General features: G+C 69.3%; 22 protein-coding genes. 8 read left to right on the top strand and 14 right to left on the bottom strand.

Going from position 1 to position 21,936, the window contains the following annotated elements; genetic code table 11:
- Window positions 1-137 precede the first annotated feature (137 nt).
- Window positions 138-1,199, top strand: coding sequence for a hypothetical protein (locus ASD35_RS19445; RefSeq protein WP_056876608.1), 1,062 nt, complete (start codon window positions 138-140; stop codon window positions 1,197-1,199).
- 59 nt (window positions 1,200-1,258) lie between these two features.
- On the opposite strand, the gene ASD35_RS19440 is transcribed toward ASD35_RS19445, so the two are convergent.
- Together ASD35_RS19440 and ASD35_RS19435 are read right to left on the bottom strand one after the other, a co-directional pair.
- The gene (locus ASD35_RS19440) at window positions 1,259-1,573 is read right to left on the bottom strand and encodes an energy transducer TonB (RefSeq protein WP_162254496.1); all 315 of its coding nucleotides are present in this window, start codon (window positions 1,571-1,573) and stop codon (window positions 1,259-1,261) included.
- Between the two features lie 224 nt (window positions 1,574-1,797).
- Window positions 1,798-2,742 (bottom strand): inositol monophosphatase family protein, encoded by a 945-nt coding sequence (locus tag ASD35_RS19435; protein ID WP_056876606.1) that lies wholly within the window; start codon window positions 2,740-2,742, stop codon window positions 1,798-1,800.
- Between the two features lie 352 nt (window positions 2,743-3,094).
- Between ASD35_RS19435 and ASD35_RS19430 the strand changes: the two genes are divergently transcribed.
- From ASD35_RS19430 to ASD35_RS19420, 3 genes are all read left to right on the top strand, one after another.
- Entirely contained in the window at window positions 3,095-3,832 is a 738-nt protein-coding gene (locus ASD35_RS19430; RefSeq protein ID WP_235538399.1) for an RNA methyltransferase, read from the top strand.
- 40 nt (window positions 3,833-3,872) lie between these two features.
- Window positions 3,873-4,649, top strand: coding sequence for a serine O-acetyltransferase (gene cysE, locus ASD35_RS19425; RefSeq protein WP_056876605.1), 777 nt, complete (start codon window positions 3,873-3,875; stop codon window positions 4,647-4,649).
- 121 nt (window positions 4,650-4,770) lie between these two features.
- The gene (locus ASD35_RS19420; protein ID WP_082580290.1) at window positions 4,771-8,040 is read left to right on the top strand and encodes a ligand-binding sensor domain-containing diguanylate cyclase; all 3,270 of its coding nucleotides are present in this window, start codon (window positions 4,771-4,773) and stop codon (window positions 8,038-8,040) included.
- On the opposite strand, the gene mog is transcribed toward ASD35_RS19420, so the two are convergent.
- Window positions 8,037-8,609, bottom strand: coding sequence for a molybdopterin adenylyltransferase (gene mog / locus ASD35_RS19415; RefSeq protein ID WP_056876603.1), 573 nt, complete (start codon window positions 8,607-8,609; stop codon window positions 8,037-8,039). The genes ASD35_RS19420 and mog overlap by 4 nt on opposite strands.
- A complete protein-coding gene (gene yjgA, locus ASD35_RS19410) occupies window positions 8,602-9,135 on the bottom strand; it encodes a ribosome biogenesis factor YjgA (RefSeq protein WP_056876602.1) in 534 nt (177 codons plus the stop codon). Before yjgA ends, mog begins: the two co-directional genes overlap by 8 nt.
- An 80-nt stretch (window positions 9,136-9,215) precedes the next feature.
- Here yjgA and pmbA point away from each other — a divergent pair, with 80 nt between their 5' ends.
- Window positions 9,216-10,583 carry a metalloprotease PmbA gene (pmbA, locus tag ASD35_RS19405; RefSeq protein WP_056876601.1) on the top strand — a complete coding sequence of 456 codons (1,368 nt, stop codon included), beginning with the start codon at window positions 9,216-9,218 and terminating at the stop codon, window positions 10,581-10,583.
- 246 nt (window positions 10,584-10,829) lie between these two features.
- Complete coding sequence (locus ASD35_RS19400) at window positions 10,830-11,912, top strand: TRAP transporter substrate-binding protein (protein WP_056876600.1); 1,083 nt, start codon at window positions 10,830-10,832, stop codon at window positions 11,910-11,912.
- 69 nt (window positions 11,913-11,981) lie between these two features.
- Here ASD35_RS19400 and ASD35_RS19395 read toward each other — a convergent pair whose 3' ends face one another.
- From ASD35_RS19395 to ASD35_RS19370, 6 genes are all read right to left on the bottom strand, one after another.
- A complete protein-coding gene (locus tag ASD35_RS19395) occupies window positions 11,982-13,544 on the bottom strand; it encodes a TRAP transporter large permease subunit (protein WP_056877437.1) in 1,563 nt (520 codons plus the stop codon).
- Window positions 13,544-14,152 carry a TRAP transporter small permease subunit gene (locus ASD35_RS19390; protein ID WP_056876599.1) on the bottom strand — a complete coding sequence of 203 codons (609 nt, stop codon included), beginning with the start codon at window positions 14,150-14,152 and terminating at the stop codon, window positions 13,544-13,546. Before ASD35_RS19390 ends, ASD35_RS19395 begins: the two co-directional genes overlap by 1 nt.
- 100 nt (window positions 14,153-14,252) lie before the next feature.
- Window positions 14,253-14,597: a TIGR01244 family sulfur transferase gene (locus tag ASD35_RS19385; protein ID WP_056876598.1), complete on the bottom strand. Its 345-nt coding sequence runs from the start codon at window positions 14,595-14,597 to the stop codon at window positions 14,253-14,255.
- A 9-nt stretch (window positions 14,598-14,606) separates the two neighbouring features.
- A complete protein-coding gene (locus ASD35_RS19380) occupies window positions 14,607-15,053 on the bottom strand; it encodes a GatB/YqeY domain-containing protein (RefSeq protein ID WP_056876597.1) in 447 nt (148 codons plus the stop codon).
- A gap of 107 nt (window positions 15,054-15,160) precedes the next feature.
- Complete coding sequence (rpsU, locus tag ASD35_RS19375) at window positions 15,161-15,373, bottom strand: 30S ribosomal protein S21 (RefSeq protein ID WP_012346814.1); 213 nt, start codon at window positions 15,371-15,373, stop codon at window positions 15,161-15,163.
- Window positions 15,374-15,532: 159 nt separating this feature from the next.
- Window positions 15,533-16,750 carry an NAD(P)/FAD-dependent oxidoreductase gene (locus ASD35_RS19370; RefSeq protein ID WP_056876596.1) on the bottom strand — a complete coding sequence of 406 codons (1,218 nt, stop codon included), beginning with the start codon at window positions 16,748-16,750 and terminating at the stop codon, window positions 15,533-15,535.
- A 214-nt stretch (window positions 16,751-16,964) separates the two neighbouring features.
- Here ASD35_RS19370 and ASD35_RS19365 point away from each other — a divergent pair, with 214 nt between their 5' ends.
- Entirely contained in the window at window positions 16,965-17,972 is a 1,008-nt protein-coding gene (locus ASD35_RS19365) for a sensor domain-containing diguanylate cyclase (RefSeq protein WP_235538398.1), read from the top strand.
- Here ASD35_RS19365 and ASD35_RS19360 read toward each other — a convergent pair.
- Window positions 17,969-18,781, bottom strand: coding sequence for a sulfite exporter TauE/SafE family protein (locus tag ASD35_RS19360; RefSeq protein WP_056877435.1), 813 nt, complete (start codon window positions 18,779-18,781; stop codon window positions 17,969-17,971). The genes ASD35_RS19365 and ASD35_RS19360 overlap by 4 nt on opposite strands.
- The gene (locus ASD35_RS19355; RefSeq protein WP_056876595.1) at window positions 18,778-19,236 is read right to left on the bottom strand and encodes an EVE domain-containing protein; all 459 of its coding nucleotides are present in this window, start codon (window positions 19,234-19,236) and stop codon (window positions 18,778-18,780) included. The genes ASD35_RS19360 and ASD35_RS19355 overlap by 4 nt, the downstream gene beginning before the upstream one ends.
- A gap of 324 nt (window positions 19,237-19,560) precedes the next feature.
- On the opposite strand from ASD35_RS19355, the gene ASD35_RS19350 reads away from it, so the two are divergent.
- Entirely contained in the window at window positions 19,561-21,423 is a 1,863-nt protein-coding gene (locus tag ASD35_RS19350) for a M48 family metallopeptidase (RefSeq protein ID WP_056876594.1), read from the top strand.
- Here ASD35_RS19350 and ASD35_RS19345 read toward each other — a convergent pair.
- Both ASD35_RS19345 and ASD35_RS19340 read right to left on the bottom strand, forming a co-directional pair.
- Window positions 21,420-21,722, bottom strand: coding sequence for a cell division protein ZapA (locus tag ASD35_RS19345; protein ID WP_056876593.1), 303 nt, complete (start codon window positions 21,720-21,722; stop codon window positions 21,420-21,422). The genes ASD35_RS19350 and ASD35_RS19345 overlap by 4 nt on opposite strands.
- Window positions 21,719-21,931: a hypothetical protein gene (locus ASD35_RS19340; RefSeq protein ID WP_056876592.1), complete on the bottom strand. Its 213-nt coding sequence runs from the start codon at window positions 21,929-21,931 to the stop codon at window positions 21,719-21,721. The genes ASD35_RS19345 and ASD35_RS19340 overlap by 4 nt, the downstream gene beginning before the upstream one ends.
- Window positions 21,932-21,936 lie beyond the last annotated feature (5 nt).

The raw sequence follows: 21,936 nt of genomic DNA, 5'->3' as shown, positions 1-21,936 counted from the left end.
CTCATCATGGGTGTATGGGCGCTGAAGTCAGCGGTCTGGGTCATCGGCGTCGGAGCAAAAAGCAAAGCCCCCCGGCGGAGGGCTTCAGAATGGGCCGCAGTTTAAGCGGCGGCCTTTGCCGCCCGAGGGAGTCGACGATGAACAAGGCGCTGCTGGCTGGTCTGTTGCTGGCCGGTCTGACCGGCGGGTTTGCCGATGCGGCCGAGCCTTCTGCGTGCACGCGGCTGGCCGATGAAGCCAGTCGGGCGCCGCCGGCCACATGGGCTCAGGCGGATCCGCTGTCGGCCTGGATCAAGCCGTCCCAGCCCGCCAAGCCGTCGCCCACCGTTGCCGCGCTGGCCAACGACGCCCGCTGGCGCAGCCTGCTTGGCGCCTCCGAGTCGCAACCCATGGGGGTGCAGCAACTGGGCGGCGCGCCGGTCTACCTGATCGACGAGTTCGCTGGCACGGCGCATTGCCAGTCCCTGGTGCTGGTGGAAGCCCAGCCCGGCAGACCGCCACGGCAGCTGAAGCCGCCGTTCGACTTGGAGCGCCTGAACCTGTGTACGACGCAGTCGGCTGCGTTTGCCCGCGTGCTGGGGCAGCCGGCCTTCGTCGTGGGCGGCGCGCCGTCCGTGACCAGCCCCGATCTCCACTACCGCATCGCCACGTGGACCGGACAGGGCTGGGGACAGCGCTGCAGTGTCAAGCTGCGTCGGCACACCGCCATGACCGTGGCGCAGCGCTTCTGCCCGCCGGGTAGCGAGGTCTGCGACGCAGGGGAGCCGGTTGCGCGGCGGCTGGCGCAGGCGTACGAGGCCGCGCGTCTTGCCGGCCGGCCCCTGGACGCACAGGGCTTTGACGGCGGCGCTCGGCCGGATGCGGCGGTGGCTGCCGCGCTCAAGCCGCTGCTGGCCGAGCCCGGCGCCATCGGCGACATGAATCCGCCTTTCCCGTTGTTCGGTGCCGACGAGAAGGGGCTGGACCCCATGCTCACCGGCTTCTCCAACGCCGACCTACGCGTGCTCCCGGTTCGGGTAGGGGCGCGCTGGTGGCTGGCGGTCGTGGGCCGGGCCGGCGTGGGTTGGCGCGAAGGCGATGCGTTGCTGGTGGCGCTGTTTGCGCCGCCGGGGCGAGCGGCCGACGGCGTGGCGTCGTACCAGTTCCGCATCGGCCCCACGGGCATGCGCGACGCGGTGAGCGCCGACGAGCCGCACTAGGAAAGCGAAAGGCCCGCAGGTGCGGGCCTTCGGCGCTTGGGGAGTCAGAGACTCGGCGATCAGTCTTCCGACTTGAACACCAGCTTGACTTCATGCGTCTGGGTGGCGCCGGTGCCTTCGAACTTCCACTGGCTCAGGGCTTCGGTGGCGGCGCGGTCGAAGACGCGCTTGGGCTCGGCCTCGACGATGTCCACGGTGGCGACCTTGCCGTCGCCGCCGATGTTCAGCTTGGCGCGCACGCTGCCGGCGCTGATGTTCTTCTTGATGGCCTCGTTCGGGTACTCGGGGGCGACCTTCTTCAGGACCTTGGCATCGGCATGGGCCAGCGAAGCAGCGGCGACCAGGGCGAGGGCGAGGGCGGAGCGAGCGAGCATCTGCATCTTTCGGGTTTGTTGGCGTGGGTCGGGGGATTGCGGCGTTAGGCCGCGTTGCAGCGCATTCTTGCCAACCGATCCCCCACAGGTAAGGGGTTCGGCCGTGCACAAGTCACGCTGTCGGGGGTGGGTTCTCCCGAGGACGCGGCCTGCGTCAACTCCGTCACGGCCGGAAACGACGAAGCCCTCGCGAGGAGGGCTTCGTTACGTGCAAACGCGGCAGGTCAGAGCGGTGCGTCGCTGGCCTTGTCGTCCTTCTTGATGCGCACCGCGGCGCGCTTCTTGACGACGGGAGCGGCTGCGGCCTCGGGCGCGGCCGTGGGCTCCGATGCGGGCGCCGTGGCCGCTTCTTCGTCCTTGATGACGCGCGTGTAGGGCGCCAGCGTCGTCACGAGCTGGCCGTAGATCTTGGGGTTGCCGGCAACGACCTCGCGCTGGTGCAGGAAGTCGGCCTCGCCGGTGAAGTTGCCGATAAGGCCGCCCGCCTCGGTGACGATCAGCGAGCCGGCCGCCACGTCCCAGGGTTGCAGGCCGGTCTCGAAGAAGGCGTCGTAGTAGCCGGCCGCGACGTAGCAGAGGTCGAGTGCCGCGGCGCCCGGGCGGCGCAGGCCGGCGCATTGCTGCATGACTTCCTCGAACATCTTCACGTAGCGCTTGAAGTTGTCGCCGCGGCGGAAGGGGAAGCCGGTGCCGATCAGCGCGTCGCTCATGCGGGTGCGCTTGGACACGCGCAGGCGGCGGTCGTTCAGGAAGGCGCCGCGGCCCTTGGTGGCGTAGAAGAGGTCGTTGCGGGTCGGGTCGTAGACGACGGCCTGCTGCACGACACCGCGGTGGGCCAGCGCGATGGACACGCAGTACATCGGCAGGCCGTGGATGAAGTTGGTGGTGCCGTCCAGCGGATCGATGATCCAGACGAACTCGGAATGCTTGGCGCCGCGGGTGCGGCCGGACTCTTCGGCGAGGATGCCGTGGTCGGGGTAGGCGCCCAGCAGCGTCTCGATGATCACCCCTTCTGCGGCGTGGTCGACCTCGGTGACGAAGTCGTTCGGGCTCTTGGTGTTGATGCGCAGAGCTTCGAGGTCCAGCGAGGCGCGGTTGATGAGGGCGCCAGCCGCACGCGCCGCCTTGATGGCGACATTGAGCATGGGATGGTGGGACGTTTGCAGCATGCGTGGCACTCGCTGGGAAGAAGGGGCTGACAGGAGGAAAGAGCGGCGGGTGACTGGAAGCCAGGCCCGGATAATCGCGCGATTCTAGCCAAGGGGTCTGCTAGCGCTACGGCAATGGGTCGCGTTGTGAGCAGAATGGCCGCAGGCAAGGCGCGAACCGCAGCCGGGTTGGACACCCGGCGAGGATTTGCAACGCCGCATGCGGCCATTCTGCTCACAACCCTCCGGGAAGGCCCGCCGCCACGCGCCACTCGTTGTTGCGTCGCTTGCCCGCACGCCTAGACTGGCCCGCGGCGGCGGGTCTTCGCGACCCATTGCCGTAGCGCTAACAGACCCCAACCAGTGCAAACCCGTGGAATCCACACGCTTCATCCTCATCCACACCAGCCATGCCGGCAACGTCGGCGCGACGGCGCGGGCGATGAAGGTGATGGGCTTCCATGACTTGGTGCTCGTGGCACCGCGTTTCGCCGACGTGCTCTGCCATGAGGAAGCCATCGCCATGGCCAGCGGCGCGGCCGACATCCTGGCGCGCGCCCGTGTCGTCGCCACGCTGGCCGAGGCGCTCGATGGCGTGGACTTCGCCTGTGCCACCGCGATGACGCCGCGCGACTTCGGCCCGCCCACGCGCGAGCCGCGTGCGCTGTTCGCCGAGCTGGCCGCCCGCGAGGCCGCCCCGCGCCTGGCACTGGTGTTCGGCTCCGAGCGCTACGGCATGAGCAACGAGGACGTCTACCGCTGCCACGCGGTGCTGAGCATCCCCACGCACCCGGACTACGGCTCGTTGAACCTCGCCCAGGCGGTGCAACTGCTGGCCTACGACCTGCGCCAGGCCGTCGGCGGCTTCGACGTGCAGCCGCGCACGCCCGACCCCGAACGCGCCGACGCCCGCGCCGTGCAAGGCCTGCTCGACCACCTGCAGGCCGCGCTCACCGACATCGGCTACCTCGATCCCGCCGCGCCCAGGAAACTGATGCCGCGCCTGAACCAGCTCTTCAACCGCGCCGGCCTGACGAACGAAGAGATCCACATCCTGCGCGGCATCGCGCGGCAGATGAGCAAGACCGTAGTCCCAGCAGGCTCAAAGTAGCCCCACCTACACTGGCCGGCCTTTCTCCCCCGGCAGCACCATGTTCCAGCGCCTGCGCGAAGACATCGCCCTCATCCTCGAACGCGACCCGGCCGCCCGGTCGACGTGGGAGGTGCTGACCTGTTATCCGGGCCTGCATGCGCTGATGTTCCATCGCCGCGCGAACTGGCTCTGGCATCACGGCTTCAAGTGGCTGGCGCGCTGGCTGTCGCACTGGAGCCGCTGGCTGACCGGCATCGAGATCCATCCCGGCGCCAAGATCGGCCGCAAGGTCTTCATCGACCATGGCATGGGCATCGTCATCGGCGAGATGGCCGAGATCGGCGAGGGCTGCACCATCTACCAGGGCGTGACGCTCGGCGGCACGTCGCTCGTGAAGGGTGCCAAGCGCCATCCGACGCTGGGCCCGGGCGTCATCGTTGGCGCCAACGCCTGCGTGCTCGGCGGCTTTACCGTCGGCGCTGGCGCGCGCATCGGCTCGGGCGCGGTTGTCACGAAGCCGGTGCCCGCGGGCGCGACGGCCGTCGGCAACCCGGCCCGCGTCATCGAAGCGGCCAGCGAGCGCGCGCGCGAGGAGGCCGCCGCCAAGATGGGCTTCTCCGCCTACGGCGTGACGCAGGGCGACGACCCGGTGGCCCTGGCCATGCGCGGCCTCATCGACAGCGCCTCCGGCCATGAGCACCAGATCGCGCTGCTGTGGGGCGCCGTCTGCAAGCTCTCCGCGCAGCTGGGCAAGCCGGTCGGCGACTGCGTGCCCTGCGACGCGCAGCGCGACGAGACCTTCGACGCGGCGGAGATGAACCGGCTCGTCAAGTGAGCTGGGGCGCGGCGCGGCAGAAATAAGCCTGCCGCCCAGCGCGGCTTCACGCCGAAGCCGGGCCTGGCGTGGATGAGAATCGCCGGTTCCGGGCCGGACAGCCCACCCCTCATGCCCCGACGTGCGCCTGCGCGAGTTCCGACTGCAGCTTCTCCTTGCCTGGCGTTTCACGCTCGGTCTCGCGTTGGTTGCCGGCGTCGCGCAGGCCGCGCCCGAGCCGCGCCATGAGCGCCTGGCGGACATCGCCTTCCAGCACATCAGCCAGGACCGGGGCCTGCCCAATGCCATTGCGACGGCGCTCGCCGAAGACGGCCAGGGCTTCCTGTGGATAGGCAGCCCCGGCGGCCTGTCGCGCTGGGACGGCTACCGCTTCCGCGTCTACCAGGCTGACCCGCAGCGCGAGGGCGCCTTGCCCGACAACTACGTGCAGGCGCTGCATGGCGATGCGCGCGGCCGGTTGTGGGTGGGCACGACGTCGGCCGGCCTGCTGCGCCATGACCCGGCGACCGACCGCTTCGTGCGCTACGAGGTTGGCGGCGAGCGCGGGCTCAGCCATGTCAGCGTGCGCCAGGTGCTGGACGATGGCGAGGGCGGTCTCTGGATCGTCACCGACGCCGGGCTGGACCGCCTGGACCCGGCCAGCGGCCGCATCGAGCACGCCAGCCGCACCTGGGCGATGGCCGCCGGCGCGCAGGTGCGCGTGCTGCTGCGCGACCGTCGCGGCACGCTCTGGCTGGGCAGCGCCGCGGGCCTGTTCCGGCGCGAGCCTGGCGCATCCAGGCTGGACCCCGTGCCGCTGCGCGGCGGCACGACGGTGCAGCCCGAGGTGCTGAAACAGGACAGCGCCGGGCGCATCTGGGTCGGCAGCCTGCAGCATGGCGTCTTCGTGCTGCCCGACGAGGGCCGGGCGCCAGCCTCGCCAGTGCGCGAGCGCGCCATGCACGACGGCATGGACCTGCTGGCGGACAGCCAGATCGCCGGCATCGCCGAGGTGCAGCCCGGCGAGGTGTGGGTGGCGACGCAGAGCCAGGGCCTGGTCGCCGTCGACCTGGCGCAGGGCCAGACGCGCCGTATCCGCCATGTGCCGGCCTGGCCGATGAGCCTGGCCGACAACGCGCTGCGCGGCCTGTACCGCGACCGCGCCGGGCTGATCTGGGTGGCGACCAACCGCGGCCTGAGCCGCCACGACCCGCGCCAGAGCGGCGTGCTGACGCGCTTCGGCGTGACGCCCGACGGCGGCGACGCGCTGGATGCACGCTTCGTCAGCACCGAGATCAGCTGGATACAGCCGCGGCCCGATGGCGGCCTGTGGCTGGGCACGCACAAGAGCGGCATCGACATCCTGGATGCCTCCGGCGCCCGCGTCGGCGCGCTGCGGCCCGACGCCGGCCGGCCCGAGGCGGCGCTGCCGGCCGACATCGTGCTGGCGATGGCGCCGGCCCCGGATGGCGGGCTTTTCATCGGCACCAAGCGGGGCCTGTTCCGTGCCGATGCGGCCGGGCGGCGCGTGAGCCGCGTGACGCTGGCCGGACGCGACCCGGCGGCGTCGGTGTGGGCGCTGCTGGCCGACGGCGAGCAGCTGTGGGTCGGCGGTCAGGCCGATGGGCTGTGGCGGCTGGACCTGCGCAGCGGCCGCAGCGAAGCCTTCACGCCGGTCGCGCCGGGCCTGAGCGACCAACGCATCACCGTGCTGGCCCGCGACGCGCGCGCACCGGGCGTGCTGTGGGCCGGCACCCGGCATGGGCTGAACCGCATCGACCTGGCCAGCCGCGCCGTCGCGCAGTGGCTGCCGGGGCCGGTGCAGGCCGGTTCGCTGTCGGCGGGCTTCATCACCGCGCTGCTGACGGACGACCGCGGCCGGCTCTGGATCGGCAGCTATGGCGGCGGCATCGACGTGCTGCCGGGCCCCGGCGGCGGCGCCCTGCAACGCGTGGGCCCGGCCCAGGGCCTGCCGGACAGCACCGTCAACGCATTGCTGCAGGACCTGCAGGGCCGCATCTGGGCGAGCACCGACAACGGCCTGGCGCGCGTCGATGCGCAGACGCTGGAGGTGATGGCGCTGCGGCGGGCGGAGGGCGTCGTCTTCCCGACCTACTGGACCGGCTCGGCGGCGCGCACGGCGCGTGGGGAACTGCTGTTCGGCGGGGCCGGCGGCATGACCGTCGTGCAGCCGGAGAAGCTGCAGGCCTGGGCCTACCGGCCCAGCGTCCTCGTCACCGACGTGAAACTGGGCGGCCAACCGCTGCCGGTCGACCCCGCCGCGGCCGCGCTGACCGTGGCGCCCGAGGCCAACAGCCTGGCCGTCGAGTTCTCGTCGACCGACTTCTCGGCCCCCGAGCGCAACCGCTATGCCTTCAAGCTGGAGGGCTATGACGCCGACTGGGTGGCGACCGATGCATCGCGCCGGCTCGCGGCCTACGCCAACCTGCCGCCGGGCGACTACCGGCTGCGCCTGCGCGCCTCCAACCGCGACGGCCAGTGGGGCGAGCGCGAGCTGGCGCTGCCCGTCCGCGTGCTGCCGGCCTGGCACCAGACCTGGTGGTTCCGCGCCGCTGTGGCGCTGTCGCTGGCGCTGCTGATGCTGGCCGCGGTGCGCTTGCGCACGCGGCTGCTGCACCGGCGCCAGCGTGAACTGGAGAGCAAGGTGCGCGAGCGCACGGCCGAACTGGAGGCGCTGCACCGCACGCTGGAGGAGAAGTCCGCCGCGCTGCAGATGAGCAGCGTCACCGACCCGCTGACCGGCCTGCACAACCGCCGTTTCCTGGCCGACCACATCGAGCAGGACCTCGCCGCCAGCCTGCGCCGTGCCCAGGAGACGCTGGCCGCCGGCGGCCAGCCGCTGGACACGGACAGCGTGTTCCTGCTGCTGGACGTCGACGCCTTCAAGCGCATCAACGACCGCCACGGCCATGCGGGCGGCGACGCGGTGCTGGTGCAGTTCGGCGCGCGGCTGCGCTCGGTCCTGCGCGAGTCCGACTACCTGGTGCGCTGGGGCGGCGAGGAGTTCCTGGCCGTGGCCCGCGACACCGACCGCGTGCGGGCCGAGGAGCTGGCCGAGCGCATGCGCGCCGTCATCGCCGCCACGCCTTTCGAGCTGGACGACGGCGCCCGCATCGACGTCAGTTGTTCCATCGGCTTCGCCTGCGTGCCCTTCGAGCTGGAGCGGCCGATGGCGCGCAGCTGGCAGCAGGTCGTCAACCTGGCGGACCTGGGCCTGTATGCCGCCAAGCGCTCTGGCCGCAATGCCTGGGTCGGGGTGCACACCGCCTCGGGCCGCGGCGCCGTCGGCCAGCGCGTGGTCGGTGGCTTCGGCCTCAGCAGCAACCGTTCGCTGGACGACGTGGCGGCGGCCATCGCAACGCCGGCCGAGCCAGGCGCGCTGGTCGATTAGGCGGTCGGCGGGCGCTGTGCGCTCTTGGGCCGGAAGGCCTTGCAGACCTCGTCGCGCGTTTCGAGATACGGCCCGCCGATCAGGTCGACGCAGTAGGGCACGGCCGCGAAGATGCCGCTGGCCTTCTCGTGGCCCGCCAGCGTCTCGGCGATGGCCTTGGGCTGGCCGGGCAGGTTGATGATCAGCGCCTTGCCGCGGATGACGGCGACCTGGCGCGACAGGATGGCCGTCGGCACGAAATGCAGCGAGATCTGGCGCATCTGCTCGCCGAAACCCGGCATCTCGCGGTCGGCCACGGCCAGCGTCGCCTCGGGCGTCACGTCGCGCGGCGCCGGGCCGGTGCCGCCGGTGGTCAGCACGAGGTCGCAGTGCTCGGCGTCGACCAGCTCGACCAGCGCCGCCGAGATGCCGGCCTGCTCGTCGGGGATGAGGCGGGGCACGAACTCGACGGGGTTCAGCAGCGCGCTCGTCAGCCAGTCCTTCAGGGCCGGCAGGCCCTTGTCCTCGTAGACGCCGGTGGACGCGCGGTCGCTGATCGAGACGATGCCGATGCGGACCGGGTCACTCATCGGCCGCCACCTCGCTGGCCTTGATGAACTGGAACAGCTCACGGAAGGCGCGGCCGCTGCGCTTCTCGGGCTCGTTGGCCGCGTCCTTGCGTGCGGCGCGCACGAGGTTGCGCAACTGCTGGATGTCCACGTCGGCATGCTGGCCGAGGAACTCCTGCAGCGCGTCGTCGCTGGCCAGCAGGCGCTCGCGCCAGCGCTCGGACTGGTGCAGCCGCAGGCTGTCCTGCGCATGGCCGAGCTTGAAGGCGGCGACCGCCTCGCGCACCGGCTCGGGGTCGATCTTGCGCATCAGCTTGCCGATGTACTGCATCTGGCGGCGCTTGCCCTCGAAGTTGGTGATCTTCTTGGCGTGGCGCAGCGCGTCGTAGAGGATCTCCGGCAGGGCCAGCGGCTCCCAGCGCGACTCGGGCAGGGCGAGCAGGTCTTCGCCGAGTTTCTGCAGCGCGGTCATGTCGCGCTTGAGCTGCGACTTGCTCGGGCGGTCGAAGTCGTCGTCGGGATCGAGGTCGGGGGTGTTTTCTTGCATCTGTGGCCGGGTTCGGGCGAGTCTTATCATTGTCGCCCACCCCGATTTCCAGGCGCCGGCCCGACCGGCGCTTTGTGTTCATGCCTCAAGCCCAAGACGGTTTCGCCTACAGCCCCGAACAGTTCCAGCAGTGGATAGAGGATGCGCTTGCCGAGGCGAAGAAACTCGGCGCCAGCGACGCCGGGGCCGAGGTGTCCGAAGGCTGCGGCCTGTCGGTGTCAGCGCGGCTGGGCAAGCTGGAGAACGTCGAGCGCAACCGCGACAAGTCGCTCGGCATCTCGGTCTACCTGGGCCAGCGCCGCGGCAATGCCAGCACGTCGGACTTCTCGCCGCAGGCCATCCGCGACACGGTGCGCGCGGCCTACGACATCGCTCGCTTCACGGCCGAGGACGAATTCGCCGGCCTGCCCGACGAGGCCGATCTCGCGCTGGACCCCGCGGCGCGGCCCGAGCTGGATCTGTTCCATCCCTGGGCCATTGACGCCGCGGCCGCAGCCGAGATCGCGCTGCGCTGCGAAGCGGCGGCGCTGGGCGTCGACAAGCGCATCACCAACAGCGAGGGCGCTGCCGTGTCGGCGCAGCAGTCGCACTTCTGGATGGGCAACACGCGCGGCTTCCGCGGCGGCTACGCCAGCTCGCGGCATTCGCTGTCGGTCGCGCCGATCGCCGGCCGCGGCAACGACATGCAGCGCGACGCCTGGTACAGCTCCATGCGCGACGCCGCCGACCTGGCCACGCCCGAGACCGTGGGCCGCTATGCGGCCGAGCGCGCACTGTCGCGGCTGAAGGCGCGCAAGGTCGCGACCGCCGAGGTGCCGGTGCTGTTCGAGAGCACGGTGGCCATCGGCCTGCTGGGCGCGCTGGTGCAGGCCACCAGCGGCGGCGCGCTGTATCGGCGCACCACCTTCCTGCTCGACAGCCTGGGCAAGCCGGTCATGGCGCCGCACATCGACATCGCGGAGGACCCGCACGTGGCCAAGGGCAAGGGCAGCTCACCCTTCGACGAGGAGGGCGTCGTGACGCGGGCGCGCTCGGTCGTCGACGGCGGTGTGCTGCAGGGCTACTTCCTCGCGAGCTATTCGGCGCGCAAGCTCGGCATGAAGACGACCGGCCATGCCGGCGGCTCGCACAACCTGCGCATGACCAGCCGCGCCACGGCGCCCGGCGACGATCTGCCGACGATGATCCGGCGCCTGGGGACCGGGCTGCTCGTCACCGAGCTGATGGGGCAGGGCGTGAACTACGTGACCGGCGACTATTCGCGCGGCGCCAGCGGCTACTGGGTCCAGAACGGCGAGATCGTCTACCCGGTGCACGAGGTCACCATCGCCGGCAACTTGAAAGACATGCTGCAGCGCATTGTCGGCATCGGCGCGGACGAGTACACGATGGGCACCAAGACCGTCGGCTCGGTGTTGGTCACCGGCATGAAACTCGCGGGGAATTAAGGCCCTCGTCCGGCCTCACGCCGGCTGAATGCCCGGGAGTCCAGCCGGTCCCGCGAGGGGACGGCGATGCTTGCGGCATTGAGCCGCAAGCACATCGCCTCACGGGCCGGCTTGGGAGCGGCCCGGCGCTCGGCCCAACGCGAATCGCAGCGCCGGGGTAAATCCGGTCGGGAGGGCGATGCGGTCTCCCTAGAATCGCCCGGTTTTTCCTCTTAAGCAAACCGAAATCAGGAGACACCCATGTCCATGGAACGCCGTTCCTTCGTGCGTCAGGCCGGCCTTGCCGGTGTGCTGGCCGCAGGCGCTGCCCCCGCCATCGTGCAGGCGCAGGCGCAGGTGCGCTGGCGGCTCGCCTCCAGCTTCCCGAAGTCGCTGGACACCATCTTCGGCGCGGCCGACGTGTTCGCGAAGAAGGTCTCCGAGATGACCGGCGGCAAGTTCCAGATCGCCGTGCACGCCGGCGGTGAGATCGTGCCGGCGCTGCAAGTCGTCGACGCGGTGCAGAACGCCACCGTGGAGATCGCGCACACGGCCCCCTACTACTTCTTCGGCAAGGACGAGACCTTCGCGCTGGGCTGCGCCATTCCCTTCGGGCTGAACAGCCGCCAGATGACGGCGTGGATGGTCGAGGGCAACGGCCTGAAGCTGATGCGCGAATTCTATCGCGGCTACAACATCATCAGCTTCCCCGGCGGCAACACCGGTGCGCAGATGGGCGGCTGGTACCGCAAGGAGATCAAGAGCATCGCCGACATGAAGGGCCTGAAGATCCGCATCGGCGGCTTCGCGGGCCGCGTCGTCGAACGCATGGGCGCCGTGCCGCAGCAGATCGCCGGCGGCGAGATCTACTCGGCGCTGGAGAAGGGCACCATCGACGCCGCCGAGTGGGTCGGCCCCTATGACGACCAGAAGCTGGGCTTCAACAAGGTCGCGCCGAACTACTACTACCCCGGCTGGTGGGAAGGCGGCCCGCAGCTGGACTTCTTCATCAACACCAAGGCCTATGACTCGTTGTCGGCCGAGTACAAGGCGGTCGTCGAGGCGGCTTCGGCGCTCGCCCATGTCGAGATGCAGGCCCGCTACGACGCCAAGAACCCGGCGGCGCTGAAGCAGCTGGTCGGCTCGGGCACCAAGCTGTTCCGCTTCCCCAAGGACGTGATGGACGCGGCATTCAAGGAGTCCATGGCCATCTACGCCGAGCTGTCGGCCAAGAACCCGAACTGGAAGAAGGTCTACGAGGACTACGCCAACTTCCGCCGCGACCAGAACCTGTGGTTCCGCTTCGCCGAGGCCGGTTTCGACGACTTCATGCAGTCGCAGAAGCTCTGAGCGTCGCCTGCGCGTCCCGTCAAACAAAAGCCCCGCGTCGCGGGGCTTTTTCATGGGCGCTCGATGCGCCTACTTCTTGGTGGCGTCCTGCTCGAGCGCACGCCGCACGGCGTCGCCGTCGTCCTCTGCCGTGCTGGCGGCGGATGCGGCCGGCTCGGGCGCGAACAGCTTGTTTGCATCGTCCGAACTCATCTCGGCGGGCTTGTCCTGGCCGCCCATCTGCTGCAGCAGCTCGGACGCCTGGTTCATGTCGACGGCCTTTTCCTTGTCGAGGAAGGCAGTCACCGTCTGCGGGAAGAAGATGACGATGGCGACCAGGATGAGCTGCATGACCACCCAGGGGATGGAGCCCAGGTAGATGTCGCTGGACAGCACCTTCCTGGGGATGGAGCCGTTCTTGAACAGCGTGTCCGAGATGCCGCGCAGGTAGAAGAGCGCGAAGCCGAACGGCGGGTGCATGAAGCTGGTCTGCATGTTCACGCACAGCATGACGCCGAACCAGACCAGGTCGATGCCCATCTTGTCGGCCACCGGCCCGAGCAAGGGCAGGATGATGAAGGCGATCTCGAAGAAGTCGAGGAAGAAGGCCAGGAAGAAGATGAACAGGTTGACGACGATGAGGAAGCCGATCTGGCCGCCCGGCAGGTCGCTCAGCATGTGCTCGATCCAGCGCCCGCCCTCGACGCCCTGGAACACCAGCGAGAAGGTGCGCGAGCCGATCAGGATGAAGACCACCATCGCCGTGATGCGCATGGTGCCGAGCATGGTGTCCTTGATCAGCGGCCAGTTCAGGCGCCGGTGCATGCCGGCCAGGATGAAGGCGCCGACCGCGCCCATCGCGCCCGCCTCGGTCGGCGTACAGATGGCCGTGTTGATGCCCGGCAGGCCGCCCATGGAGCCGAGCACGGCGAAGATCAGCACGGCCGACGGGATGATGCCGCGCAGGCACTTCTTCCACAGCGCCCAGCCCTGCAGCGTGCGAGCTTCCTTGGGCACGCCCGGTACGTGGTGCGGCTTCACGCGGCTCAGGACGAAGGTGTAGAGCGCGAAGATCAGCACCTGCAGGATGGACGGCCCCCAGGCGCCCTTGTACATGTCGCCGACCGAACGGCCCAACTGATCGGCCAGCACGACCAGCACGAGCGACGGCGGCACCAGCTGCGTGATCGTGCCCGACGCGGCCAGCACGCCGGTCGCGTAGCGCATGTTGTAGCCGTAGCGCATCATCACGGGCAGCGAGATCATCGCCATCGCGATGACCTGGCCCGCCACGGTGCCGGTGATGGCGCCGAGGATGAAGCCGACGATGATGACCGAGTAGCCCAGGCCGCCGCGCACGGGGCCGAAGAGCTGGCCCATGGAGTCCAGCATGTCTTCCGCGAGGCCGCATTTCTCCAGCAGCGCGCCCATCAGCGTGAAGAAGGGGATGGCCAGCAGCAGGTCGTTGGACAGGATGCCGAAGACGTTCTGCGGCAGCGCGCTCATGAACTCCGGCGGGAACCAGCCCTGGCTGACCGCGAAGAAGCCGCAGGCCAGCCCCAACGCCGCCAGCGAGAAGGCGACGGGAAACCCAATCAGCATGACCGCGATCAGCCCCGCGAACATCAGCGGCGGGAAGCTCTCCATCGAGATCATTGCAGCGGCCTCTCGTAGTGAATGTCCATGTCGAAGCGGTGCGCGAGCCAGGCCACGCGCTTGATGATCTCGGCCACGCCTTGCAGCGTGACAAGGCCGAAGCCCAGCGGCAGCACCAGCACCACCGGCCAGCGGATCAGACCGCCCGCGTTGCTGGACACCTCACCCGTCGTCAGCAGCTTGGCCCAGTAGCCCGCCAGCCCCAGGCTGGCCACCGAGTCCCCGGCGCTCATGCCGGTGCTGAGTTTGACGATGAACAGGTTCCAGGACAGCCAAGCCATGTAGACCATGACAGGCAGCAGGAAGGCGACCAGGCCGAACAGGTCGACATACACCTTGCCGTGGCCGGTGAGGCGGCTGTAGACCAGGTCCACGCGCACATGCTCATTGAGCCGGAGCACCTGAGACGCGCCCAGCATCACGCAAGCCGCGAAGAGGTACCACTGGATCTCGAGGAAGGCGTTGGAGCTGTAGTCGAAGCCGTAGCGGATGACCGCGTTCGCGGCACTGATGAAGCACGACAGCAGCACCGCCCAGGCGGCAAGCTTGCCGAAGCGGTCGTTGAGGCCGTCGATGCACCTCGCCAGGGAGAGCAGGGCGTTCATGGGGCTGGGTATGAAGGAAGCAAAGCGGCCGCCAATGTAGCGACCGCCTGAGGGGCGACGGCTTCATTCAGCCGTCGTTCAGGGAAAGCCCCGAGCGGGTTCAGCCGAGTTGCTGCGCCTGCACGAACAGCCGCGTCGAGCGCGCACCGGAGCGGCAGAAGACCAGCAGCGGCCGGGGCAGCTCTTCCAGCAACTGCGCAAATGCCGCGATCTCCTGCGGCGACTGGTAGCCCCCGGCGACCGGCAGGTGGCGGTACTGGAGGCCCGCGGATTCCGCGGCCGCTTGGATGGCCTCGGAGGTCGGCTGGTCGGGGCCGTGCTCGAAATCTGGCCGGTTGTTGACGACGCTCTTGAAGCCCATCGCGGCGGCTTCAGCCATCGCTTCGGGGGTCAGCTGGGGGGCCACGCAGATGTCGGGCGTCAGCGCTTGCAGGGGCAGGCTCATGGCAGTCTCCTACTTGGCCAGCGCGGCCTTGACCGCGGCCGACACCGTGCTCATCTCCGCGACGCCACCGAGGGCGGCCTTGGCGGCGGCCATGACCTTGCCCATGTCGCCGGGGCCGCTGGCGCCCAGCTCGGCAACGATGGCGGCAACCTTCTCGGCCACGGCCTCGGCGGACAGGCGCTCCGGCAGATAGACCTGCAGCACGGCCAGCTCCGCGGTCTCCTTGGCGACGAGGTCGTCGCGCCCGGCGGCGGCGAACTGGCTGATCGAGTCCTTGCGTTGCTTGATGAGCTTGTCGACGATGGCGACGAGGGCGGTGTCGTCCACGACGACGCGCTCGTCCACTTCCTTCTGCTTCACGGCGGCCAGCAGGCCACGGATGGTCAGCAGACGGTCGCTCTCCTTGGCGCGCATGGCGGCCTTCATGTCTTCGGTGATGCGGTCCTTGAGGCTCATGGGGAAATCCGGTTCAAAAAGACAAAAACCCGCAACAGCGTCCTGTGGCGGGTCTTGGGTTCAACCGGAGCTGCGTTGAAACAGGCTCCGGGTCGCGTCAGAGACGATCAGTACAACTTCTTGGGCAGCTGCATGCTGCGCACGCGCTTGTAGTGACGCTTGACGGCCGCGGCCTTCTTGCGCTTGCGCTCGGCAGTGGGCTTCTCGTAGAACTCGCGGGCACGGAGTTCGGTCAGCAGGCCCAGCTTTTCGATGGTGCGCTTGAAGCGGCGCAGGGCGACGTCGAACGGTTCGTTTTCCTTGACGCGGATGGTGGTCATTTAATTCCTTCGGATTGCGCTCGGTGTTCGCGGCTGAGGTTCAGCAGCAGGTTCCGGATTACTGCATCGCCTTGGAGTAGCTACAGCGAATCGATGCGCGGGGTTTGCCAGCAAAGCCGGGGATTGTAGCCAGAAAATCAAGCACTTGCCAAGATTTGCTCAGGCTTGCGTTGAGGCGGCCGCCATTGCCAGTGCGCAGGCCGCCGCGCTGGCCCAGGCCCACTGGAAGTTGTAGCCACCCAGCCAGCCGGTCACGTCGACGACCTCGCCGATGAAATACAGGCCCGGGATGCGTTTGCTCTCCAGCGTCTGCGAACTCAAGTCCTTGGTGCTGACGCCACCGCGCATGACCTCGGCCTTGCGCCAACCCTCGTCGCCGCTGGGCATCAGTTCCCAACCGTGCACGCTGCGGCCCAGGCGTTGCAGGTCGGCGTCGCGGCACTCAGGCAGCGGGCGGGCGGCGTCCAGGCCGGCGCGTTCCAGCCACGCAGCCGCCAGCCGCTGCGGCAGACGGGACGCGAGTTCATTGCCGAGTTGCCGGCGCGACACCGCCTTGGCTGCGATCAGTTCCTGGTCGAGCTGCAGCTCCGGTGCGAGATTGATCTGCAGCGGCTGGTCGCTGGCCGTGCGGTAGCTGGAGATCTGCAGGATGGCGGGGCCGCTCAAGCCGCGGTGCGTGAACAGCAAATCCTCCAGGAAGCGCCCGCGCGCCTTGCCGCTGCCGCAGGACACCTCGACGGGCAGCGACAGCCCGGCCAGCGCTGCGAACGGCGCCCAGGTGGCGGCGTCGAAGGTCAGCGGCACGAGGGCCGGACGCGGCTCGACGATGGCGTGCTCGAAGCGTTGAGCCAGGCGCAGGCCCCAGTCGCTGGCGCCGATCTTGGGCACCGGCAGCCCGCCCGTCGCGACGACGACGCGTGGCGTGCGCAGCTGGCCGTTGCCGGTGTCCAGCTCGAAGCCTTCGCCGGCGCGGCGTACGTCTGCCACCGTGCAGGGCTGCCAGCGCGTCACGCCGCCGGCCTCGCACTCGTGCACCAGCATCCGGATGATCTGCTCGGCGGAGTCGTCGCAGAACAGCTGGCCCTTGTGCTTCTCGTGGAAGGCGATGCCGTGGCGCTGCACCAGCTTGATGAAGTCCTGTGGCGTGTAGCGGGCCAGCGCCGAGCGGCAGAACGCGGGGTTCTCGGACAGGAAGTTGGTGGGCCCGGCCTCGCGGTTCGTGAAATTGCACCGCCCGCCGCCGGAGATACGGATTTTTTCAGCCAGCCGCGGCGCGTGGTCGATGAGCAGCACGCGCAGGCCTCGCTGGCCCGCAAGGCCCGCGCAGAACAGGCCCGCCGCGCCCGCGCCGACCACCACCGCATCGAATGCCTGCATATCCCTCCCATGAATCGGGCGGCATTGTCGCGGGTGACGCTATTGAAACTCGGTAGGATGCACAGCACTTGATCCAGGGGGCTTCTAGGGGGGAGGCCCGATTTGTGGGGTGGTCTGGCCTTGCTGGCCGAGTTCACGCCCCACTACAGTCCTTCGACAGATGGACGGCCCGGTTCCCCACCGTTGGCATGCGATCGCATCACAAGACCGACCCATGGACATGACCGCCGATTCCACCGCGATGCAGCCTGGCAGCCTGGCGCATTGGCTTGTCGGCCATGCCGAGCTGGGCAATGAAACGCTGGCCGGCCTCGTCGCGTTGATTGAGCCGTTGGGCAATCAGGCGGCGATCAAGGCTGCGGCGAATGGCCGTTATGTGTTCGCGAGCGCCGGCCTGGCGCAGATGTTCGAGCGTCCCGAGGTCGTGGGCCACACCGACGCCGAACTGCTGAAGCCTGACGAGACCACCGCTCTGCGCCGCGTCGAGCAGACGGTCATGGCGCAGCGCCACCCGGTCGTGTCGGAGCACAAGCTCGAGATCAACGGGCGCCGTCGCGAGTTCAGCGTCACGCGGCTGGCGCTGGGGCAGGACTTCCTGCTGTCGGTCTGGCACGAGCGCACCGAGGAGCGCCATCGTGAGTCACATCTGCAGCGCGCGCTGGCGCAGATCGAGCAGCAGCAGGGCGCCATCGAGCAGATCCGCCGCGAGCTGCAGCAGGGCTCTGGCCGCGACGATGTCTCCGGCCTGTACATGCGCCCGCAGTTCGACGACCAGTTGCTGCGAGAAATCGACCTGTCCTCGCGCGAGCATCGCGAGTTCGCCCTGGTCGTCATCGCGCTGGACGCATCGCCGGCCATCGCCGGCCTGGGCGACGAGGCCCAGCAGCGCCTGCTGGAGGGTATCGGCCGCATGCTGCGCGCCAACACGCGGGCGATGGACGCGGCGTGCCGCATCGGCGCGCAGCGCTTTGCGGTGCTGCTCTCAGGCGTCGGCCTGGCCACGGCGCATGCGCGCATGGAGCAGCTGCGGCGCCAGTGCGCGGCGCAGATCGTCGTGTTGAACGGCCGGGATCTCGGCCTGTCGATCTCTATGGGCGTGTCCAGCTTCCCGCACACCGCCTCGCGCCAGGACGAGCTGATGACCGCCAGCGAGGCTGCCGTGCACGAAGCCCAGCGCCGCGGCGGCAACCAGGTCGTGCTGGCGTCCATCGCTTTCGGCTAAAGCTCACTCAGGCCCTTCCAGAGCATGTAGGCGGCGAGCGCGAAGAGCAGCGTCGCGAAGACCTTCTTCAGCTGCGCGACGTTCATGGCATGTGCCGCGCGAGCCCCGAGCGGTGCCATCGTCACGCTGGCCGCCGCGATCAGCGCGAGTGCCGGCAGGTAAAGGTAGCCAAAGGCACCTGGCAGCGCCGCCTCCATGCCCCAGCCGCCGATGACATAGCCCAGCGTGTTGGCCACAGCGATCGGAAAGCCGAGCGCCGCGCTGGTGGCCACGGCCAGATGCACCGGCACATTGCACCAGACCATGAAGGGCACGCTGACAAAGCCGCCACCCGCGCCCACCAGGCCGGACAGCAGGCCGATGCCGGCACCCGCGCCGAACTGGCCGCCCGGGCCAGGCATCTGGCGGCTCGCCGCCGGGCGCTTGTTGCGCAGCATCTGCCAGCCCGAGAAGCTGACGAAGGCGGCGAACACCAGCGCCAGCCAGGCGCCTTTGAGCAGCGCGAACAAGCCGGCGCCGGCCAGCAACCCGCCCGCCAGGATGCCCGGCGCCAGGCCCTTGACCAAGTCCCAGCGAACGGCGCCGCGCTGGTGATGGGCGCGCACGCTGGACAGCGAGGTGAACATGATGGTCGCCATCGACGTCGCGATGGCCATCTTGACCGCCAGGCCCGGCGCGACGCCGCGCTGGCCGAGGATGAAGGTCAGGACGGGCACCATCAGCATGCCGCCGCCGATGCCGAGCAGCCCTGCCAGGAAGCCGCCGACCAGCCCGAGCGCGAGCAATTCGGCGATGAGGGTGGCCGTCATGCCGCGCGCAGCCGCTTCAGCACCGCCTGCCACTCGGCCGGCGTGACCGGCGTGATCGACAGCCGGTTGCCGCGCTGCAGCACCTGCATGGACGACAGTTCGGGCGCCTCGCGCATTTCCTTCAGGCTCAGCAGTCGCGTCGTCTCGCGCCAGCGCACGTCCACGTGCAGCCAGCGCGGCGCGTCGGGCTTGGACTTCGGGTCGAAGTAGGGGCTGCCGGCGTCGAACTGCGTGGCGTCCGGATAGGCGGCGCTGCAGACCTCGGCCAGGCCGGCGATGCCCGGCTCGGGGCAGGACGAGTGGTAGAACAGCACGCCGTCGCCTAACCGCATGTCGTCGCGCATGAAGTTGCGCGCCTGGTAGTTGCGCACGCCGGTCCAGGGCAGGGTGCCGGCCCGCTCCAGATCGAGGATCGAGGCCTCGTCGGGCTCGGACTTCATCAGCCAGTAGTTCATGGGCCGATGCTAAGTGCGAAGAGGGTGTCCACCGCGATCCTGGGGGCCGAGATCCTGAACACCCAGGGGTAATCAGGTGGGCGAGGTCAGCCGGACTTCGGGTTCATCTGACGCGAGACGATCACGCCCGTCCGGCATTTTCCAAGCCCTTGCTCATAGAGCATCGGATGAAGGAAATAAAGCCCCGGGGAAAGCGATGGACAGGGTGGATTCTAAAAGCTTGCGGGATGTCCCGCACGGCTCGAAGGTCTGAAAGGGGTAACCGGTTGGCTAGGATGCGCGGGGTATCGCAATAGACGGCAAAGCCGCAGGGAGGAAGTTCGGATGGATCAAGCCGATTTCGTGCACATGGTGCGCATGAGCGAGCAGGCCAGCGCGCAGGACAGCCGCGCCTACCGCCGCAGCGTGGCGGCGTTCGCGGCGCTGGGCTATGCGTGGGTGATGGGTTGCCTGGTGCTGGCAGGCGGGCTGATCGCCTGGCTGTTGCCGCAACTGCTGCACGGACGCTTTCGCTTCGGGCTGTTGTGGGGGCTGGTGGCCGCCTTGGGGTTGCTGTGGGCCAGCCTGCGCGCGCTCTGGGTGCGCTTTGATGCGCCGGAAGGCGTGGCCGTCACGGCGCGTGAGGCGCCGGCGCTGTTCGAGGCGCTGGAACGCATCCGCAAGAAGATCCGCGGGCCGGCCATCCATGCGGTCTACCTGGACGGCGAGTTCAATGCCAGCATCCGCCAGACGCCGCGCTGGGGGCTGCTGGGCGGGGCGGTGAACACGCTCACCATCGGCCTGCCGCTGCTGATGGCGCTGGACCGGCAGCGGCTGCTCGCCGTGCTCACGCATGAGTACGGTCACCTGCGCGGCGACCACGGGCGCTTCGCGGCCTGGATCTATCGCACGCGCTTGTCCTGGCTGCGCCTGCACGACAGCATGCGTCAGGACGAAAGCGTCGCCTCGGCAGCGACGCAGGCCTTCCTGAACTGGTACTTCCCGCGCTTCGCGGCCAAGACGTTCGCGCTGGCGCGCCAGGACGAGTACGAGGCCGACGGCATCGCCGGCCGCCTGCTGGGGGCCGAGGTGGCCGCGGCGGCGCTGGTGGAGATCGAGGTCAAGGGGGCCTGGCTGCAGCAGCGGTTCTGGGCCGGCCATTGGCGCACGGCGGCCACGGCCGCGCTGCCGGCGGGCCCCTTCCAGGCCATGCGCGTGCAACTGACCGAGGCACCGGAGGCCGGCTTCGCCCGCGAGGCGCTGCGCCAGGCGCTCGCACGCGTCAGCAACCTGGCGGACACCCACCCCAGCCTGCGTGATCGCGTGGCCTCGCTTGGTGGGCAGGCGGTGCTGCCGGAGTGGTCGCGGCGGGGCTGCCTGTCGCTGCTGGGCGATGGGGCCGAGCGCTGGATGGGGCACTTCGACAAGCAATGGTGCAAGGACAACGCCAACGGCTGGAAGCAGCATCACGCATGGCTGGGACGGGTCCGGGAGCGGGTGCAGGCGCTCAAGGTTGCGCGTGCGACTAGCAACGCGAACGAACTGGTCGAGGAGGCGTCGCTGCGCCGCCTGCTCGACCCGAATGCCGACCTGCGGCCGCTGTACGAACAGGCCTTGCAGCGCAGCGCCGAGCATCCGGCCGCGCTGCAGGGCCTGGCGCAGACGCTCGCGGACGGCGATCGCGCCGCCCGCTTGCAGGCCTTGCAACGCCTGTGGGACGCGGGCCAGGACTACCGCTGGTGGGCGGCGCGCCACGCGGTCGAGGAACTGGAGACATCGCGCCCGGGCTTGGTACACGATGCGGCGGCGCTCAAGCTCTGGCGCGAGCGTCGCAAGCAGGCCGAGGAAGGAGAAGAGCGGGCCTGGGAGGAGCTGCGGCAGACGCCGTACTTCAGCCAGGTCGGCCGGCATGACCTGTCGTCGTTTGAGTTGGGCGAGGTGCAGGCCGAGCTCACGCGGTGCAAGCCGGTGGTGCGCGCGTGGCTGGTCTGCAAGATGCTGCGCGAGTTCCCCAGGCGGCGGGCTTATCTCGCGTTCGTGGAGCTGCCGGGCATGTCGGACGAGGACCGGTTCGAGCTGTGCCGTTGGCTGGAGGGCAACCTCAGCCTGCCCGGGCCGGTGCTGGTGCTCTGGGCGGGTGAGTCGCCCACGCTGGAGGAGATCCGTCGCGGCGCTTTCGAGCCGATCTATCCGCTGCTCAATGCCTAGAGCAGTTGCCCGTCGTGTCCAAGCGCTTCGTCCAGGCGCTTGATGAGGGTGTCGACCTCGGGGGATGACACGGACGATGCCGGTGCGGCGACCTCGCGAGGTACGTCGGCCAGCTGGTAGGCGAGGTTCAACGCGGCCAGCACGGCGATGCGCTCGCGCGCCTTGACCTTGCCGGCGTCGCGGATGGCGCTCATTTCCCGGTCCACCTGCGCGACGGCGGCGGTCAGCGCGGCCTCGCCGCCCTCGGGGCAGCCGAGCAGGTAGCTCTGGCCCATGATGGTCACTTCCATCTGTTTCATGGCAGCTCTTCCTTGGACGCGTCGACCGGCAGCCGCTCCAGCAGCGCATCGACACGCGCACGCGCCGCGTTCAGCCTTGAGCGCAAACTGTCGCGCTCCTGGGTGATGGCAGTGAGCTGCACCTGCAGCAGCAGGTTGGTGCGCAGGATTTCGTCGTGACGCACGAGCAGGCGCTCAACGCGGTCGGTCAGGTCGGTCAGGCTGGCCATGGAGG

Source organism: Pelomonas sp. Root1444 (assembly GCF_001426885.1).
In the GTDB taxonomy this organism is placed as follows: domain Bacteria; phylum Pseudomonadota; class Gammaproteobacteria; order Burkholderiales; family Burkholderiaceae_C; genus Pelomonas.
The sequence above is the reverse complement of the archived record's forward strand: the minus strand, read 5'-3'. Positions and strand labels throughout refer to the sequence as shown.

Excerpts from the sequence above, each read along its gene's own strand:
- pmbA (WP_056876601.1), top strand. The coding sequence starts at position 9,216 with ATGCCTCAAGCCCAAGACGGTTTCGCCTACAGCCCCGAACAGTTCCAG.
- ASD35_RS19355 (WP_056876595.1), bottom strand. The coding sequence starts at position 19,236 with ATGAACTACTGGCTGATGAAGTCCGAGCCCGACGAGGCCTCGATCCTC.
- ASD35_RS19385 (WP_056876598.1), bottom strand. The coding sequence starts at position 14,597 with ATGAGCCTGCCCCTGCAAGCGCTGACGCCCGACATCTGCGTGGCCCCC.
- ASD35_RS19350 (WP_056876594.1), top strand. The coding sequence starts at position 19,561 with ATGGATCAAGCCGATTTCGTGCACATGGTGCGCATGAGCGAGCAGGCC.
- mog (WP_056876603.1), bottom strand. The coding sequence starts at position 8,609 with ATGAGTGACCCGGTCCGCATCGGCATCGTCTCGATCAGCGACCGCGCG.
- ASD35_RS19390 (WP_056876599.1), bottom strand. The coding sequence starts at position 14,152 with ATGAACGCCCTGCTCTCCCTGGCGAGGTGCATCGACGGCCTCAACGAC.
- ASD35_RS19445 (WP_056876608.1), top strand. The coding sequence starts at position 138 with ATGAACAAGGCGCTGCTGGCTGGTCTGTTGCTGGCCGGTCTGACCGGC.
- ASD35_RS19380 (WP_056876597.1), bottom strand. The coding sequence starts at position 15,053 with ATGAGCCTCAAGGACCGCATCACCGAAGACATGAAGGCCGCCATGCGC.
- ASD35_RS19340 (WP_056876592.1), bottom strand. The coding sequence starts at position 21,931 with ATGGCCAGCCTGACCGACCTGACCGACCGCGTTGAGCGCCTGCTCGTG.
- ASD35_RS19370 (WP_056876596.1), bottom strand. The coding sequence starts at position 16,750 with ATGCAGGCATTCGATGCGGTGGTGGTCGGCGCGGGCGCGGCGGGCCTG.
- ASD35_RS19360 (WP_056877435.1), bottom strand. The coding sequence starts at position 18,781 with ATGACGGCCACCCTCATCGCCGAATTGCTCGCGCTCGGGCTGGTCGGC.
- ASD35_RS19345 (WP_056876593.1), bottom strand. The coding sequence starts at position 21,722 with ATGAAACAGATGGAAGTGACCATCATGGGCCAGAGCTACCTGCTCGGC.
- ASD35_RS19365 (WP_235538398.1), top strand. The coding sequence starts at position 16,965 with ATGGACATGACCGCCGATTCCACCGCGATGCAGCCTGGCAGCCTGGCG.
- cysE (WP_056876605.1), top strand. The coding sequence starts at position 3,873 with ATGTTCCAGCGCCTGCGCGAAGACATCGCCCTCATCCTCGAACGCGAC.
- rpsU (WP_012346814.1), bottom strand. The coding sequence starts at position 15,373 with ATGACCACCATCCGCGTCAAGGAAAACGAACCGTTCGACGTCGCCCTG.
- yjgA (WP_056876602.1), bottom strand. The coding sequence starts at position 9,135 with ATGCAAGAAAACACCCCCGACCTCGATCCCGACGACGACTTCGACCGC.
- ASD35_RS19400 (WP_056876600.1), top strand. The coding sequence starts at position 10,830 with ATGGAACGCCGTTCCTTCGTGCGTCAGGCCGGCCTTGCCGGTGTGCTG.
- ASD35_RS19440 (WP_162254496.1), bottom strand. The coding sequence starts at position 1,573 with ATGCTCGCTCGCTCCGCCCTCGCCCTCGCCCTGGTCGCCGCTGCTTCG.
- ASD35_RS19435 (WP_056876606.1), bottom strand. The coding sequence starts at position 2,742 with ATGCTGCAAACGTCCCACCATCCCATGCTCAATGTCGCCATCAAGGCG.